This window comes from Glutamicibacter sp. NPDC127525, from assembly GCF_042672105.1.
Lineage (GTDB): Bacteria > Actinomycetota > Actinomycetes > Actinomycetales > Micrococcaceae > Glutamicibacter.
Genome location: NZ_JBHXVN010000002.1, coordinates 176,712 through 192,670, shown reverse-complemented (window position 1 = coordinate 192,670; position 15,959 = coordinate 176,712). Strand labels below are relative to the sequence as shown.

16 protein-coding genes and 1 pseudogene are annotated in these 15,959 nt (G+C 63.5%); 4 read left to right on the top strand and 13 right to left on the bottom strand.

Annotated features, from left to right (window positions below):
- Window positions 1–6 precede the first annotated feature (6 nt).
- From ACFVHU_RS06655 to ACFVHU_RS06620, 8 genes and pseudogenes are all read right to left on the bottom strand, one after another.
- On the bottom strand, window positions 7–1,422 hold the full coding sequence (locus ACFVHU_RS06655) for an aspartate ammonia-lyase (protein ID WP_388023305.1): 1,416 nt from the start codon (window positions 1,420–1,422) through the stop codon (window positions 7–9).
- A gap of 47 nt (window positions 1,423–1,469) precedes the next feature.
- The gene (locus tag ACFVHU_RS06650; protein WP_286172202.1) at window positions 1,470–2,465 is read right to left on the bottom strand and encodes an asparaginase; all 996 of its coding nucleotides are present in this window, start codon (window positions 2,463–2,465) and stop codon (window positions 1,470–1,472) included.
- Window positions 2,462–3,166, bottom strand: a complete 705-nt coding sequence (locus tag ACFVHU_RS06645) for a FadR/GntR family transcriptional regulator (protein ID WP_105656225.1) — start codon at window positions 3,164–3,166, stop codon at window positions 2,462–2,464. Before ACFVHU_RS06645 ends, ACFVHU_RS06650 begins: the two co-directional genes overlap by 4 nt.
- Window positions 3,167–3,302: 136 nt before the next feature.
- Window positions 3,303–3,740, bottom strand: coding sequence for an SRPBCC family protein (locus tag ACFVHU_RS06640; protein ID WP_332594985.1), 438 nt, complete (start codon window positions 3,738–3,740; stop codon window positions 3,303–3,305).
- A 9-nt stretch (window positions 3,741–3,749) separates the two neighbouring features.
- Window positions 3,750–4,265 carry a TIGR03086 family metal-binding protein gene (locus tag ACFVHU_RS06635; RefSeq protein ID WP_388023797.1) on the bottom strand — a complete coding sequence of 172 codons (516 nt, stop codon included), beginning with the start codon at window positions 4,263–4,265 and terminating at the stop codon, window positions 3,750–3,752.
- A gap of 138 nt (window positions 4,266–4,403) precedes the next feature.
- A pseudogene (locus tag ACFVHU_RS06630) lies at window positions 4,404–4,729 on the bottom strand (SRPBCC domain-containing protein); the annotation flags it as partial.
- Window positions 4,726–5,064: a helix-turn-helix transcriptional regulator gene (locus ACFVHU_RS06625; protein WP_105656228.1), complete on the bottom strand. Its 339-nt coding sequence runs from the start codon at window positions 5,062–5,064 to the stop codon at window positions 4,726–4,728. The pseudogene ACFVHU_RS06630 and the gene ACFVHU_RS06625, both read right to left, overlap by 4 nt.
- A gap of 137 nt (window positions 5,065–5,201) precedes the next feature.
- On the bottom strand, window positions 5,202–6,152 hold the full coding sequence (locus ACFVHU_RS06620) for a beta-ketoacyl-ACP synthase III (RefSeq protein ID WP_332498834.1): 951 nt from the start codon (window positions 6,150–6,152) through the stop codon (window positions 5,202–5,204).
- Window positions 6,153–6,400: 248 nt separating this feature from the next.
- Between ACFVHU_RS06620 and ACFVHU_RS06615 the strand changes: the two genes are divergently transcribed.
- Together ACFVHU_RS06615 and ACFVHU_RS06610 are read left to right on the top strand one after the other, a co-directional pair.
- Window positions 6,401–7,231 (top strand): metallophosphoesterase, encoded by an 831-nt coding sequence (locus ACFVHU_RS06615; RefSeq protein WP_332498835.1) that lies wholly within the window; start codon window positions 6,401–6,403, stop codon window positions 7,229–7,231.
- 63 nt (window positions 7,232–7,294) lie between these two features.
- Window positions 7,295–7,855 carry a histidine phosphatase family protein gene (locus tag ACFVHU_RS06610; protein ID WP_332488856.1) on the top strand — a complete coding sequence of 187 codons (561 nt, stop codon included), beginning with the start codon at window positions 7,295–7,297 and terminating at the stop codon, window positions 7,853–7,855.
- Between the two features lie 98 nt (window positions 7,856–7,953).
- On the opposite strand, the gene ACFVHU_RS06605 is transcribed toward ACFVHU_RS06610, so the two are convergent.
- The 5 genes from ACFVHU_RS06605 to ACFVHU_RS06585 form a co-directional block, all read right to left on the bottom strand.
- The gene (locus ACFVHU_RS06605; protein ID WP_388023300.1) at window positions 7,954–10,461 is read right to left on the bottom strand and encodes a hypothetical protein; all 2,508 of its coding nucleotides are present in this window, start codon (window positions 10,459–10,461) and stop codon (window positions 7,954–7,956) included.
- Between the two features lie 253 nt (window positions 10,462–10,714).
- Window positions 10,715–11,884, bottom strand: a complete 1,170-nt coding sequence (locus tag ACFVHU_RS06600) for an acetyl-CoA C-acyltransferase (protein WP_388023297.1) — start codon at window positions 11,882–11,884, stop codon at window positions 10,715–10,717.
- Complete coding sequence (locus ACFVHU_RS06595) at window positions 11,881–12,531, bottom strand: CoA transferase subunit B (protein WP_105656234.1); 651 nt, start codon at window positions 12,529–12,531, stop codon at window positions 11,881–11,883. The genes ACFVHU_RS06600 and ACFVHU_RS06595 overlap by 4 nt, the downstream gene beginning before the upstream one ends.
- Window positions 12,532–12,533: 2 nt before the next feature.
- On the bottom strand, window positions 12,534–13,238 hold the full coding sequence (locus ACFVHU_RS06590; protein WP_332502959.1) for a CoA transferase subunit A: 705 nt from the start codon (window positions 13,236–13,238) through the stop codon (window positions 12,534–12,536).
- 162 nt (window positions 13,239–13,400) lie between these two features.
- Window positions 13,401–13,856, bottom strand: coding sequence for a VOC family protein (locus ACFVHU_RS06585; protein WP_133834072.1), 456 nt, complete (start codon window positions 13,854–13,856; stop codon window positions 13,401–13,403).
- Window positions 13,857–13,958: 102 nt separating this feature from the next.
- Between ACFVHU_RS06585 and ACFVHU_RS06580 the strand changes: the two genes are divergently transcribed.
- Both ACFVHU_RS06580 and ACFVHU_RS06575 read left to right on the top strand, forming a co-directional pair.
- A complete protein-coding gene (locus ACFVHU_RS06580) occupies window positions 13,959–14,747 on the top strand; it encodes an IclR family transcriptional regulator (RefSeq protein WP_105656236.1) in 789 nt (262 codons plus the stop codon).
- A gap of 108 nt (window positions 14,748–14,855) precedes the next feature.
- Window positions 14,856–15,956 (top strand): alanine racemase, encoded by a 1,101-nt coding sequence (locus tag ACFVHU_RS06575; RefSeq protein ID WP_105656383.1) that lies wholly within the window; start codon window positions 14,856–14,858, stop codon window positions 15,954–15,956.
- The last annotated feature ends 3 nt before the right edge of the window (window positions 15,957–15,959 follow it).

Sequence of the window (15,959 nt, the reverse complement as noted above, 5' to 3'; positions counted from 1 at the left end):
TCGGATCTAGTCGGTGAGGTTGGCGAGGCGCTCGGGGGAGAGCAACTCATTGAGGTCTTCGGCCGAGAGCAGGCCGCGTTCGAGCACCAGCTCGGCCACGCCGCGCCCGGTGTGCAGCGCTTCGAGGGCCACCGAGGTGGATGCCGCGTAGCCCAGCCGCGGGTTCAGCGCGGTGACCAGGCCGATGGAGTTCTCCACCTCGCGGCGCAGCGCCTGCTCGTCCACGGTGATCCCGTCGATGCACTTGTGCGCCAGGGTCAGGCAGCCGTTGGCCAGGTGCTTAAGGGAGAGCCCGATGGAGTGCACGATCACCGGCTCGAAGGCGTTCAGCTGCAGCTGCCCGCCCTCGGCGGCCATGGTCACGGTCAAGTCGTGGCCCACCACCTGGTAGGCGATCTGGCTGACCACTTCCGGGATCACCGGGTTGACCTTGCCGGGCATGATCGAGGAGCCGGACTGCACGGCCGGCAACTGCAGGTCGTTCAGGCCAGCGCGCGGACCGGAGGAGAGCAGGCGCAGGTCGTTGCAGATCTTGGAGATCTTCAGCGCCACGCGCTTGAGCACGCCCGAGAGGTGCACGAACGCGCCCACATCCGAAGTGGCTTCGATCAGGTCCGGGCTGGTGGTCAGCGGCAGGCCGGTCAGCTCGCGCAGGTGGCGGCAGGCGGCCTCGGCATAGCCGGCCGGGGCGTTCAGCCCGGTGCCGATGGCGGTGGCGCCGAGGTTGATCTCGGTGACCAGGCACAGCGATTCTTCCAGCCGCGCCCGGTCCTCGCCCAGGGTCACGGCCCAGCCGCGGAACTCCTGGCCCACGGTCATCGGCACGGCGTCCTGCAGCTGGGTGCGGCCCATCTTCACCACGGTGCGGAACTCGGCGGCCTTGGCGATGCACGAATCCTGCAGCACCTCGATGGCTGCCAGCAGCGGCTGGGTGGCGAAGTGCGTGGCGATGTTAACCGCGGTCGGGTAGGCATCGTTGGTGGACTGCGAGAGGTTCACGTGGTCGTTGGGGTGCAGGTGCTGGTACTCGCCCTTGGCATGGCCCAGGATTTCCAGCGCCAGGTTGGCGATGACCTCGTTGGCGTTCATGTTGGTGCTGGTGCCGGCCCCGCCCTGGATCGGGTCGATGATGAACTGCCCATGCAGCGCCCCGCCGGCGATGGCCTCGCAGGCCTGGTCGATGGCGTTCGCGCGCTGGGCGTCCAGCAGCCCCAGCTCGTGGTTGGCACGCGCCGCGGCCTGCTTCACGCGCGCCAATGCGCGGATCAGGTGCGGGTTGCCGGACAGCTCGGTGCCGGTGATGTCGAAGTTCTCCTTGGCGCGCAGCGTGTGCACGCCCCAGTAGGCATCCGCCGGGATATCGCGGTCGCCGATCAGGTCATGCTCGCTGCGGGTCTGGCCGCTGAGCAAGGTTTCAGGCATGGTGGATTCTTCTCCAGGATTCGTTGAAATGGTTGGAACGGAAAAAATTACAGTGCGGCCAGCAGGCCCACGGGCGCACCGCCGCCAAAGGCCGGGCTGGTAGCCAGCGGTTCAAGGGCCAATGCGGCCTCGGAGCCCAGGTGCTCGGCGAGCAGCTTGGCGGTGATCGGCATCCGGGCGCGGTCCGAGCCGTCGGCGATCTTCACGGCCAGCGCGCTGCCATCGGGCAGGCCCACGGCCTGGATGCCCTCGAAACCGTCCTTGGCCACGGAGCCGGGCACCGCGCGCATCAGGGCGGTGACATCGCGGCCAACGCCGGCTACCAGTTCCGGGTAGCCGGCCATTGCCGCGGCCACGCGTGCCTCGGCGGTGCCTTGCGCGGCGCTGGCCAGCTTGCCGAAGGCGCGGGCCAATCCGGCCAGGGTCATCCGGTAGACCGGGGTGCCGCAGCCGTCGGTGCTCACCCCGGAGATCTGTTCGCCCGAAAGATCCTCCACGGTGTCCTGCAGCAGCTGCAGGAGGCGCTCGTCGTGCAGGTAGTTGGCGGTGTCCCAGCCCTTGAGCTCGCACAGGGCCGCCAGTGCGGCGTGCTTGCCCGAGCAGTTCTGCGCGAGCGCGGTGGCCTTGCCGCCAGCGGCCAGGTAGTCCTGGCGCTCGGCAACGCCGTAGGGCAGGTCGGTGGAATTGCGCAGCGCTGTGTGGTCCAGGCCGGCGGCGGCCAGCGTGGATTCGGCGACCTGCAGGTGGCGCGGGCTCCCGGAGTGGCTGGCCGAGGCCAAGGCCAGCTGCTGGTCGTCGAGCTGCAGTCCGGCGCGCAGCATGCCCACGGCGAACAGCGGCTTGAGCGCCGAGCGCGGGTAGAACGCGGCCTGGGCATCGCCGCGGCTGGCGGCGATGGAGCCGGCGGGATCCAGCAGCACGGCCGAGCCGTAGTGGATGGACTCCACGGCCTCGCCGCGGGTGGCGATGACCAGCGGTTCGTGCTGCGGCAGTGCCTCAACGACCAGCGAAGCGCGCAGGGTCTGGGGATCGGCGGGGGTCACTTCTTGCTCCTGACTATGGTGGATACTGCTTGCTGCACCGCATTGAGGTGCTTGGCCATCGCATTGTTGGCCGCTTGCGGGTCCTGGGCGGCGATGGCCTGGTAGATTTCCTGGTGCTCCGAGTTCGACGGCGACCGGCGGCCGGCAACCAGGTTCACGGTCTCGGACTGGCGGGCCATGGCCTCGCGGATGTCCGCGACGACCTTGGAGAACACCGAGTTGCCGCTGGCCTGGGCGATCGCGGCATGGAAGGCGGCGTCCAGCTCGACCCAGGCTGCCGGGTCGTCTTCCTGCTCCATCGCCTCGATCAGCCCGCTGATCCGCTCCAGGTCCTCGGCGGTGCGCCGGGTGGCGGCGAGGGTGGCAGCCGGGATCTCGATATGCGGACGGGCTTCGTGCAGGTCGTCGGAGGAGAACGTGCCCAGTTTCAGCTCGCGGGTGGGCCGGTGGGAGACCACGAAGGTGCCGCGCCCGGTTTCGGTGCGGGTCAGGCCCAGGGCCGCGCAGGAGCGCAGCGCTTCGCGGATGACCGAGCGGCTCACGCCGTAGTCGGCCGCGAGGGCAGCTTCGGATCCCAGTTTCGCGCCGATGGCGATTTCCTGGGCTTCAATGGCTAGGCGGAGTGCATGGAAGACGCCTTCGGCAGCGGATCGTCGTTCGATCGGTTGCTGTCCGGGTGTCCAGCTGTCAGACAGGTTCACGTGTACCAGTCTGGGGTGTGATCCACTTAACGTCAAGTCGGGAACTGGAGCAATCGGGAATGCTCAGGTCAGTGACGCGCGAACACCGCGGACACGATGCCACAGGCAAGGTATCCGCGGTGTTCGCCGCTGGTCCTCAGTCTTTCTCCAGGATGCTTTTCAGCGCCCGGAGATCAGCCATATTGGCTCGCCGCATCATCATTTCCATCAGCGGGCCGGCCAGTTTGCCGAAGCCAGTTGGCTCGCCGTCGTTGCGCAGGTGGACCCGGGTCGCCGTTGGCCCTATCGCTTCGAAGCGATAGGTGGTGCGCATGGGAAACGGGCCCTGCGCGGTGGCCATGACCAGTTCCTCGTTCTCCGCGAACCTGGTGACTTCGTAGGTGTAGGAAAGCTTCCGTCCAAGGAACCTGGCTTCGAAGGCGGTGTGTGATCCGAGGCCGAAGCCATGGGGATCCAGCCGGCGCACCGAGTGGATATTCCGGTACCACGCTGGAGCGTTCAGCGGGTTCATCGCGTAGCCGGCCACCACCGAACGTGGCCGGTCGATAGCGATGCTCGTGGAGACGTCAACCATGGGAGGTCCTCAGGCTCCTGCGGGAACGCGGCCGGTGAACGCAATCAGGCGATCCAGGCTGCTGGCGGATTCGGCGACCATGGTTTCTTCCGCGAAGGAACCGGAGGTGCGCTGAGCCGGTCCCACAGTCTTGCGTGCCAAGCCCAGTACGTATTCCGCGTGGCCAGGATGGATCGCGAACTCCTGGCCGGTCGCCTGGGCGAAGTCCCACCCGTGAACCATCAGTTCCAGATTCAGGATCCCGGCAACCACTGAAGCCGGCATGACAGCGAATCCGAGATCAATCTCGCCGGCAACGCCGCGAGCGGCAAAAGCCTCCAGGGTCGGCTGCACCAGGTTGGCGATGCGTGCTTCCGGCGCCAGGGCCGGGTCATCGGATACGGCAGCGCCCAGAGCACCGCCGATCATCGAGACCGAACCCGCAAGGTGATCCAGCAGCTCGCTCACGGAGAACTCGGAGCAGGGAGTGGCTTTGGCCAGGTCCGCTGCGCAGATGTTGTTCAGGATGAACTGCAGGGCTGCCACGGAGCCCTCGGCGGAAACGATCGGATTCTGCGGCTCGGGCACGGCGTTCCACTCGTCGATGGCTGCTTCGCCGGTTTCGGCAAACTCCTTCAGCCGATCCAGGAAGTGGTTCCATCCCTCGGCGTGGCCCGAGGACTGCTCGGCGTCCAGCCCCTCATGGCGCAAGGTCAGGGCCGTGCCCTGATCCAGCGGTTCCAGGGTGATGAAAACCGTCGAATCGCCGGGCGGAACGGCATCCGAACCTTCCCATCCCATGGTGAAGACCAGGCGCTTGCCGGGCTCGATTTCGGTGAAGTGCCCGAGGCCTGGTGGCCCGGACCCATGGTGAAGCGGTAGCTGCCGCCGGTCTGCAGGTCAACGCGGTTGGCAACGGTTTGCCAGCGGCGAAGGCGTTCCGGGTTGGTGACCAGTGCAAAGGCGGTGTCGGCGTCAACGGGGAGGATGACTGTTCGTTCAAAGCTCATGGCTTTTCTCCTGGTGGCTGGTGCGGTGGCCCATTGAACGACGCCAATTCGGCGGCCTCGGCAACGAGCAGGTCGAGTTCGGTATTCCAGAACGAGTCAAGGAGGGCCTTGAGCTTCGTGATGCCTGCAGGGTCCAGCGAGTAGTAGCGGCTGCGGCCATCCTTGCGGGCTTGCAGCAGTCCTACGTCAATCAACAGCAGCAGGTGTTGCGAGATGGCGGAGCGGCTGACGGCGAAGTTCGCGGCCAGTTCCGTCACCGTGCGTTCCCCGGAACCCAGCAACTGAATCAAGCGCCTGCGCGTTGGCTCGGAAGCGACTTCCAGTAGATCAAGCATGAAAAATACGTTAGCAGTCACTAACGCGTTGTTGCAAGGGGTTCGGAGCAGCTTTTTAGGCTGATGCGGAAGGCGCCGTTAAAGCACTAGTGGGCGCCACGGCAAAATGCCGTAGCGCCCACTCATGGCGAAAATACTTAAGGGATCGTGATGATCTGGCCGGCGTAAGCCAGGCCGCCACCGAAGGCGAAGAGCAACGCCTTGGAACCCGAAGGCAATGGCTCATCCGAAGCCATCAACTTGGAAAGGGCCAGCGGAACCGAAGCGGCCGAAGTGTTGCCCGAGTACACCACATCGGTGGCCACGCGCGCGTTCGGTGCGCCGATCTTCTCTGCCAATGGCTCGATGATGCGCAGGTTGGCCTGGTGCAGGACAATGGCATCCAGCGCCTCAGGCTTCATGCCGGCACGGTCGATGATTTTCGAAGCGATCTTCGGCAGCTGCGTGACGGTCCAGCGGTAAACGCTCTGGCCGTTCTGCGCGAACTTCATGTTGTTTTCCTCTTCGATGCGCACTGCATCGGACAGGGATGGAACCGAACCCCAGACCACCGGCGAGATGCCGTTGTCTTCCGATGCGGTGATCACGAAAGCGCCAGCGCCGTCCGCGGTCAGCACGCAGGTGGTGCGATCGGTGAAGTCGGTGTAGTCGGTGAGCATCTCCGAGCCGATAACCAAGGCATTCGTCGCCGAGCCAGCGGCAATGGCGCCCTGGGCCAGGCCAACTGCGTGGGCAAAGCCTGCGCAAGCCACGTTCACGTCCACCGCTGCCGGCCCTTGGTCCATGCCCAGGGCGTTAGCTACGCGTGCGGCCATGTTCGGCGAACGGTCCGTAGCGGTGCAGGTGGCGACGATGATCATGTCGATATCGGCTGCCTTGATGCCAGCTGCGTTGCCCAGCGCCATCTCTGCGGCCTTGATGGCCATGGAGTCTACGGTTTCAACACCGGTTCCCCAGCGGCGTTCTTCGATGCCGACACGTCGGGTGATCCATTCATCACTGGTTTCCACCAACTTTTCCAGCTCGGTGTTAGGGACGATGCGCTCTGGCTGGAAGTGGCCAAAGGCGACGACTTTGCTGCCGGTCATGGATATAGCTCCTCGGTGGATTCAAATCTTCTCTTCTAAGATTAGTCGTTTTGGATGCTACTCGCCGTTCATATGCGCCAGAAAGCATGTGTCAGCCAGTTTTACCTGCCTTCCATGGCCCATTTGTCCGATTATCGGCAAAACCCCGATTCTTCAGGACTTCATATGGCGTCGACGCCCTGTTCACCTGCTGGCCAGAACCCCGGCGTTCAATGGGATGAAATGCAGCAGCCGTGAAGGAGGAAAAAATGGAACCTCTGACGATAATCCAATTGAGCGACACCCACCTGCGTCCCGAAGGGCAGCTGCTTCACGGATCCATTGATTCGTGGCAACGAACAGAACAGGCGCTGGAAGCAGCCGCGTGCCTGGATCCGGATGCCATTGTGGTGACCGGCGATATCGCAGACCGCGGTTCGGACATCCATGAGCGGGCCGCAGGGATCTTCAACCAGGCCCAGCGCGAACTGGATTGCCCGGTCATCACCGTTCCGGGCAACCATGATCCGTTGGGCGCGATTGGAGAATCCTTCAACACCAGGCGTCTGTCCACCGGTCCGCATCCAGCCGACACGGTGCACGAGGTCCTGGGGCTTCGGATTATCGGCTTGGACAGCGGGGGATTCCAGTTGGCCCGGGGACGCTTGGAACAGCGGCAGCTCGATTGGCTTGCCTCGCTGCTGGCGGTTCCGGCGCCGCGCGGATCCCTGCTTCTGCTGCACCATCCTCCGGTGGAAGCCGCCAATGAAGCCCGCGCCGGCCGCGGGCTGGAGAACCCGATGGAGCTGGCGGCCATCGCCGCCGGAAGCGATATCCGTGCAATCCTTTGCGGCCACTACCATCAGGCGTCCACCAGCCAGCTGTTGAGCACCCCGGTGTTCATGGCTCCTGCAGTGTCCTACAACATGAATCCATTTGCCCCGACGCAGATCGTTGACGAGCCCGCAGCGGGATTCAATGTCATCAAGGTCGGGGCGAAATCGGTCGACGCGTTCGCTGCATCCAGCGGCCAGTACGCCGCGCTGCACGCGAGCACCCCGCTGCCAGCGCCGGTCAAGAGTTCGCAGACCGGCAACTGACTCCAGAACACTACTTCGCACCGGGCACCTGTTGCTTCGGTGCATGCCAGAAAGAAGAAGACGATGAGCGCAAAGAAACTGATCCTGATCCGCCACGGACAGACCGAATGGAACAAGGCAGGACGCCTGCATGGACGCAGCGACCTGCCACTGAACGATACCGGCATCCGCCAAGCCCAGCAGCTGGCCACCGAGCTGGCACCCGAAGGCACTTGGGACGCAGTGTATTCCTCCCCGTTGTTCCGTGCCCGTCAAACAGCGCAGATCCTCGCCAATAGCCTGGGCATCCGTGCCCTGCACGAAAACCAGGAACTGATGGAGCAGGACTTCGGCGATCTCGAAGGCACCCTGGTGGCCGATGGCGCCGACGAACAGCGCCAACTGCTGGTTGGCACCGGAGAAACCGAAGAGCATCTGGTGGGGCGTGCAGTGAACGCATTGTTCAAGATCTGCCATCAGCATCCCGGGCAGAACGTGATGGTCGTGAGCCACAGCGCCTTGATCTGCTCGGTAATCGCCGCGCTCACCGGCGAAAGCAATCCGCGCATGGCCAATGGAACCTATGTCGAGCTGGATGCGCAGCTACTGGTCAACCACGTCTCGCGCGAACCGCTGTGGCATTAGGAAGCAAAGAGCAAAGCCGCGTGCCGGCCATGGATCATGGCCGGCACGCGGCTTTGCGTTCTAGTCAGCGGCGGGCTAGCAACAGCTGAAGCAGCGGCTTACCACCAGGATGCGCCTTCGACGGTGACCTGGGGCTTCTCGCCGTACCAATCCACGCTGCCCGTGAAGCTGCGGGTGAGCTCTTCTTCGTCGTAATCAATGAACTCCGTGTCATTGAGCTTGTACTTGAAGACGATCTCGGAGCTTGAGAAACTGCCCGATTCCTCGATGGCCACGCTTTCAGCATGCGACTTCACAGAGAACGATGCGATGTCCTTGGACTGCAAGGTGCTCGGGCAACCGTCATCGAGGTTGGTTGGAACGGTCACGCAGGCAGTGGCGAACTTCTTGACCTCATCCAGGACCAGCTCGTCGAGCTTCTGGGTGGTGGTCGTAACCAGCGCCGCCTGTGCCGGCTGCGAATCAGGATGGTTAACGCGCAATTCCTGGGCTTCGCTCGTCAGGTATTCGTTGCCAGGCGCTGAGACATCATAGATGCCCGGGTAGGCGTAGAAGCTGCCGGTGAAGGAACTTCCCTCGCCGTAGTAGTCCTCGCTTTCAAGCAGCTTGACCTTGGCCTTGCCGACAGTGACTTCCGAGCTCTTATCGGAGGTGATCTCCACCGGAACAATCAATGCTTCATTGAGCACCCAGGTATCGAGCAGGCCGAAGTCCTTGTCGCCCGCGTCGACATTGAAGGAGCGTTCGTGGCGCTCGCCGTTGATGGAGTAGATCGCTCGCACACGGGCCGAGTCCTTGCCCTTGGATTCCTCGATGACATCAACGAGTTCCAAGCGCTGCTTGGCGTTGCCCAGGACATCGTCGCTGAGCAGCACGCGCGAGGCGTTGTCGATCCCCGGGTCGACCATCTCGGTCGCCTTGCCGGCCTGGCCCTCGGCAAGCAGCGCGAGGTATTTCTCAACTTCAGCTTCGGGCTTGCGCTGCCCGTTCAGGTAGGCGATGGCACCGAAGCCCAGACCGGCAATGACTGCCAGCGCAAGAACCGAGAAGCCAACGGCCTTGGCCTTCTTCTTGGACTCTTCCGAGGCCGGGGCCAGCGCCGGAGCCGGTTCACCAGCCATCGGCTGGCCGTCGGCGGACACGGCAGGGGTGGATTGGGCTGCGGCGGCAACTGGAGCAGCCTGGCTGGGCGCGGCTGCAACCGGCGAAGCCGGAGCAACGGCAGGTGCCTGGCCGGAAATCCATCGCGCTGCGGCGTCCTTGCCGGCAATCACTGCCAGCAGGGATGGGACGAAGCGGTAGACCTGCAAGGGCAGGACTTCTGCCAGCAGCGAGACAACTGCGGCCCCGAGTGCCAGGAAGATCACCGAGTACCAGGTGATGCCATAGGACATGCTGCCGCTCATGTTGCCCATCTCGTTGGCGGTGATGGCGCCACCCAGGGAGATGTTGGTCAGCCCGGCAAGAATCATCCACAGGACCAAAGCCGCTACTGGCAGCTGCCAAGCGCGCTGCAGGTTGAAACCAGTGGCCAGTCGACCACGGTGCACGCCAATACGGATAGCCGCCAGGAGTACCAGGAGGGCGCTCAGGACCAGGAGCCAAGCACCCTTGCCGTCGGCGATATCCCAGATGCGCAGGACGGATTCGGGCATGGCATCGGCGGTGTATTCGCCCAGGAAGCTGGCCATGCCGGAGACATTCGGAGCCAGCGCCCCGAGGAAGCCCAACGCTGCCACATATGAACCGATGGTTCCCAGCAGCGGGAGCAGGATCAGGCCCAAGCTCCAGGGCATGTCATCTGGACGCTGGGTGAATGCGGCAATGATGCCGACCAAGGCGAAAGCCGCCAAGGTCGAAACGGCCAGGGCCACGGCCTCGCGGACCCCGGTAATCAATGGGGATCCGGCGTTGGCGCGCTGGGGTGCGGTGGCAAGGAACTGCGAGAAGAAAACGGCCAAGGCAATCGTGAAGAAGACACCTGCATATCGCGGGGACACCGCGGCGGAGAAGAATTCGCCACCCTGGATGCTGAGCTTCCCGAAGAGCGCAATGACCAGGAAGACCAATGCCAGGACCAGCGCGTGCAGTCCGGAGGCCAATGCAGCGCTCTTCCAACCGCCGTTGCGTGCGCCACGACGCAGCTTGCGCACGATCAGGTAGTTCGCGGCGCAGATTGCCACGATGGAGGTGACCGAAACGAGGGCGAATGCGAGGCTGAGCTCGCCGAACATGCCGAATCCGCCTCCGGATCCGGTGATCTTCAGCCCGCCGCCCAGGACGGCACCGAAGACCATGATGAAGGCCTTGAAGGAATTGAGCTGGGACGCCACGTTGAATTCAGCGGAGCTGCCGCCACCGATCTCCTTGGCCATCGAGGCCAGGGGGATAAGGTAGCAAAGAGCCAGGACGATGCCAATGGCCGCAATGGCGCCGGCTTGGAATCCAAGAAGCTGCAGGCTGGCACGGGACTTCAGTTCCAGGACCGCGTTGGTGAATTTCCTGACCTGCCGGTTCTGCCCGGCATTCTGGAACGGGTTCGCCGGTGCCGCCGGCGCTGGCAATGGATCCGAAGGTGCCGGTGGCACCTTTGGATCATCAGGCAATTGCGTATTTTCCAAGGTGAGTCCTCACATGGTGCGATGATGGCGTCACATCCGGGCGTTCTTGGAAACTTAAAGTCGAACAATTGGAATATGACCTTCCAATTACATAACAAGTAAGTGGAAGAACAAAGTCCAGTTAAGAAATATGCGGCGGCTTAAGGAGCGAGTTCCGCCTTTCACTTCACCGGTAAATGGAAAAGCCGGTGCGGTTGGATCCCAGAAGACCCAACCGCACTGGCTAATCGGACAACGGCTACAGCGAACGCAGCACCACTGCGGTGCCCTGGCCGCCACCACCGCAGATGCCGATGGCACCCAGCGAGCCGGCCGGCATCTCGTGGAGCTGGCGGGCCAACGTGCCAATGATGCGTGCACCGGAAGCGCCAATCGGGTGGCCCAGGGCAATCGCGCCACCATGCGGATTCACGATGGAGGCATCGAGAGCCAGCGCCTTGGTGGACTGCACCGCGACAGCGGCGAAAGCTTCATTGATTTCGACGGCCTTCAGGTCCTGGGCTTTGGCCCCGGCCTTCTCCAGGGCTGCGCTGATGGCATTGGATGGCTGCTCGTGCAGGGTGCGGTCCGGGCCGGCAACGAAAGCGTGCGAGAGAATTTCAGCCAGCGGCTTCAGGCCCAGGCGCTCAATGGCCGCATCGCTGGCCAGCACCACGGCTGCTGCGCCGTCGGTGATCTGCGAGGAGTTGCCCGCGGTAATGGTGCCTTCCTTGGCAAAGGCCGGACGCAGCTTGCCCAAGGATTCCACGGTGGTTGCTTCGCGGATGCCATCATCTTCGCTGATCGTGGTGTCGCCGCGACGGCTGGAAATGGTAAATGGCGCAATCTCGCCGGCTGCGAAATCTCGGGCCGCGGCAGCGCGCTGGTGGGATGCGGCCGAGACCGTATCCTGGGCCTCGCGGGTCATCGACAACTTGGCATTGTGCTCCTCGGTGGAAGCGCCCATCGAACGCTTCTCGGCAGCATCGGTCAGGCCGTCGTATTCCAGGGTGTCAATCAGTTCAATGGCACCGTACTTGGTTCCGGCACGGGCGCGCTGCACATGCGGAGCCAGCGACATGGATTCCTGGCCGATAGCCAGGACAACGTCTGCCTCGCCGCTATTGATCAGGCGGGCTCCTGCCACAACGGCCTCGGCACCTGAGAGGCATACGGCATTCACGGCGATGGCCGGAACGTCCAGCGCAATGCCGGCACCCACGGCGGATTGACGGGCCGGGTTCTGGCCGGCGCCACCTTGCAGCACCTGGCCGGCGATGACCTGCTGGACCTCGCTGGGATCAACTCCGGCACGTTCCAGCGCGGCCTTGCCGGCATGGGCGCCGAGCTCGGTGGCTGGAATAGCGGCGAAGGCGCCGTTGAATTTCACGAATGGGGTACGGGCGTAGCCCACAATCTTTGCGGTCATGCTTTCAGATCCTCCACAATATCCACGGCAAATTCTGCTGCCGTGATTTCCTTGATGGTTTCCACGCTTTCACCCGGGGCTACTGCACGCAGGGTCAAGGTCGAGTTTTCTATATCAAACACTGCTCGGTCGGTGATGATGCGGTTGACCACGCCGACTCCGGTGAGCGGCAGGTCGCATTTCTCCACAATCTTGGATGTCCCGTCCTTGGCCACGTGATCGGTCAGAACGATCACGCGCGGGGTGCCGGCGACCAGGTCCATGGCGCCGCCCATGCCCTTGACCAGCTTGCCCGGGATGGTCCAATTGGCCAGATCGCCATTGGCAGCCACTTGCAGGGCGCCGAGGATCGCGGTCTGGACGTGGCCGCCGCGGATCATGCCGAAGGAGGTCGCCGAATCGAAGAAGCTGCCGCCGGGCAGGATGGTCACGGTCTGCTTGCCTGCATTGATCAGATCCGCATCTTCTTCACCTTCATAGGGGAAGGGACCCATGCCCAGCAGGCCGTTTTCGCTTTGCAGCTTGACCGAAACGCCTTCCGGCAAGTTGTTGGCCACCATCGTGGGGATTCCAATACCGAGATTCACATACTGGCCATCGGTTAATTCGCTAGCGGCAATGGCCGCCATTTCATCGCGAGTCCACATGCTCAGGCCTCCTGTCGGCTGCGCACGGTGCGCTGTTCAATGTCCTTGACCGCATCGGCCTGCACCAGGGTCTGCACGAAGATGCCGGGGGTCTCCACCAGCGACGGATCCAGGTAGCCCTCGACAATTTCCTCGGCTTCGGCGAAGGTATGGCGGCCGGACATGGCAGCCAGCGGGTTGAAGTTCTTCGAGGTCATCCGGTAGCGCAGGTTGCCTTCGGCGTCGGCCTGGTGCGCCTTGACCAGTGCGATATCGGCAAAGATTCCACGCTCGAGGATCGCTGGCTTGCCGTTGAATTCCATGACTTCCTTGCCTTCGGCGATCGGAGTTCCCACGCCGGTGGGGGTGAAGAAGGCGGGAATGCCCACCCCGCCAGCGCGCAAGCGCTCGGCCAAGGTCCCCTGCGGGCAGAATTCAACTTCCAGATCCCCATCGAGGAACTGCTGTGCGAACAGCTTGTTCTCCCCGACGTAGGAGGCCAGGACCTTGGAGACCTGCTTATTTTCCAGCAGGATGCCCAGCCCTTTGCCGTCTACGCCCATGTTGTTAGACACGATGGTCAGGTTGGTTGCCTTCGAATCCCGCAGTGCGGTGATCAGGCGGTTGGGGATGCCGGAGAGGCCGAAACCGCCCACTGCGATGGTCATGCCATCCTTGACGACGGCAGCCAAGGCGGCGGCTGCGTCATCCCGAAACTTCGTTGTCATCGATTCCTCCATGTGTCCACTATGTGGAGCGCGGATCTGCTTATCCTCTAACGTACGTAGTCGCAGGTGAGCATGCAATAGACCCGGTGCATTGCCGGGTAACTGGTCGGATGGTGAGGAGGAATGGCCAAGCGGTCCATATTATGGACACATCTGAGAGGGCTAGACGATGTCGAACTCATTGCCTTCGATATCGAGCATGCAGATAGCGAAATGGCCCATCTCCGGCATGTCGTGAACGGTGCGGACTTTGGCCCCCAGGGCCACCAGGCGCTCTGCCTCGTCGGTGATGATTTGCCTGCGTTCCTCGAAGCGAACGCCGCGGCCGCCGCTGACCAGCAAGTCCAGATGCAGGCGATTCTTGATGCTCTTGGCCTCCGGTACCTGCTGGAACCAAATCCTTGGCCCACCACCTTGCGGATCGACCAGCGACTCCGGTTCATCACCGGTTCCGGGCGGCAATTCATCATCCGGCACGCCCATGGACTGCCAGTAGGCGCGCCACGTGGGATGCCCGTCCGGGGCGGGCTCGGGAACGTAGCGCAAGGCTTCGGCCCAGAACCGGACCATTGCTTGCGGGCGGGCGCAGTCGATGACGATTTGCCATGTATTTTCCATGTGCTGAATTATCCGCCGACCAGCTCGATAGCAACAGGGGTACGGCGACAAAGTATGAAGCGGGAATTATCCGGCCCGGAACCGATCGTCCATAATGTGGTCATGAGCAATTCCCCGGCTGGAACCCAAGTCGTAGGGCGGCTGGCCGCCGTGCTTCGCACCGTGAGCACCGCAATGCCCGAGGGCATCACCACGACGCAAACCGCCCGGAGCACCGGTTTGGCCCGGCCCACCGTGCATCGCCTGCTCAGCGCGTTGGCCACCGAAGGATTCTGCGACCACGATCATCGCACCGGCCGCTGGCTGCTTGGCCCCGAGCTCTACCTCATGGGCGCGGTGGCAGCCGAGCGCTATGACATCAGCGAATTGGCCCGCGAGCATGTTGCCGCGCTGGCCGAGGCGACCGGGGAAAGTGCGTTCCTCTCGGCGCGGCGAGGGGACGAAACCGTGTGCTTGCTGCGCCAGGATGGAGCCTTTCCCATCCGCTCGTTCGTGCTGTATGAAGGACGGCGCTTCCCGCTGGGAGTCGCTTCGGCCGGAATCGCGATCCTTGCTTTCCTGCCTGAACAGGGCATTGAGCGCTACCTGCGCGATGCCGATCTAGAGCCAGGATATGGGCCGGCGCATTCGCGCGAAGAGCTGCGCAAAAAGGTCGCCGAAACCCGCCAGCTGGGCTATTCGGTCAACCCCGGCTTGATCGTCGAGGGCAGCTGGGGCATGGGCGCTGCGGTTTTCGACAACTCGGGACAGCCGGCCTGGGCACTGAGCCTGACCGGGATCCACACGCGCTTTGAAGCGGACCGCCGCGAAGAGCTGGGCAACCTGCTGCTGCACCACGCGCATGAGTTGTCCACCAAGCTGTCGGCCCGGTCAAGCACGCTGCCACGCTAGTTTTTTCCTTCCCCTGTACAAAGCTTCCTGCGGTAATCTTTCAGATCGGCGGGAATGCCTATTTCCAGGATTCCCCGTGACGCAGCCAAGTGCAGAAGGACGGAAAATTTGGGCACTATCCCGGCCGGAATCAACACCCCGCAGGTCATCGTCGACGTAGCGAAGCTCCAGCAGAACATTGACCGGGTGGCCCACCGGGTGGCGAGCCAGGGCCTGAAACTGCGCCCGCATGCCAAGACGCACAAGATGCATGAAATCGCCGAACGCCAGATGGACGCCGGTGCCGCCGGACTCACCGTGGCAACTGTCGGCGAAGCCCTCGCGTTTGCGCTGCACGGGGTCGCGAAGATCTTCATCGCCTACCCATTGTGGGTCAATGAATCCCAGGCGGCACGCATCCTGGAGCTGATGCGCCGTGCCAAGCTGAGCATCGGCACGGACTCTGTCCAGGCCGTGCAGCAGATGGCCAGGATGCTGGGGGAGAAGGCCTCCAAGATCAAGCTCGTCATCGAGATCGACAGCGGCCATCACCGAAGCGGCACCAGCCCGCAAGGCGCGGTGGAAATAGCCGATGCCGCCCGTGCGGCAGGCATGCGCGTGCATGGGATCTTCACTTTCCCCGGCCACAGCTACTCGCCGGACGGCATCGACGCGGCACTCAACGATGAGCACAAGGCCCTGGCCGAAGCGGCGTGCCTGCTGCGCGAGGCCGGGCATGCCATCAAGCGCATCAGCGGGGGCTCCACCCCGACCGCCGAACTGAGCGACAACTCGGTGCTGACTGAGGTGCGTCCAGGGGTGTACGTCTTCGGCGATGCGCAGCAGTTCGAGCTGGGGCGCGTGCGCTGGGAGGATATTTCCCTGACCGTCGCCTCCACCGTGATCAGCCGCCATGAAGGCGATGGGCAGATTCCCCGGCGCATCGTGCTGGACGCCGGCAGCAAGGTGCTCGGAAGCGACCGCCCGGCCTGGGCCACCGGATACGGGCGCATCGCCCAGTGCCCTGAAGCCCGCATCAGCGCACTATCGGAGCATCACGCCACCGTGCTGTGGCCCGAGCACTTGGACCTGCCGGCCCACGGCGAGCAGCTCCACGTCATCCCGAACCATGTCTGCGTCGCGGTGAACCTGGTCGACAACGTGCTGGCAGTGCATGAGGACGGCACCAGCGAAGTATGGGATGTAGCGGCCCGCGGACTGAACTTCTAGATT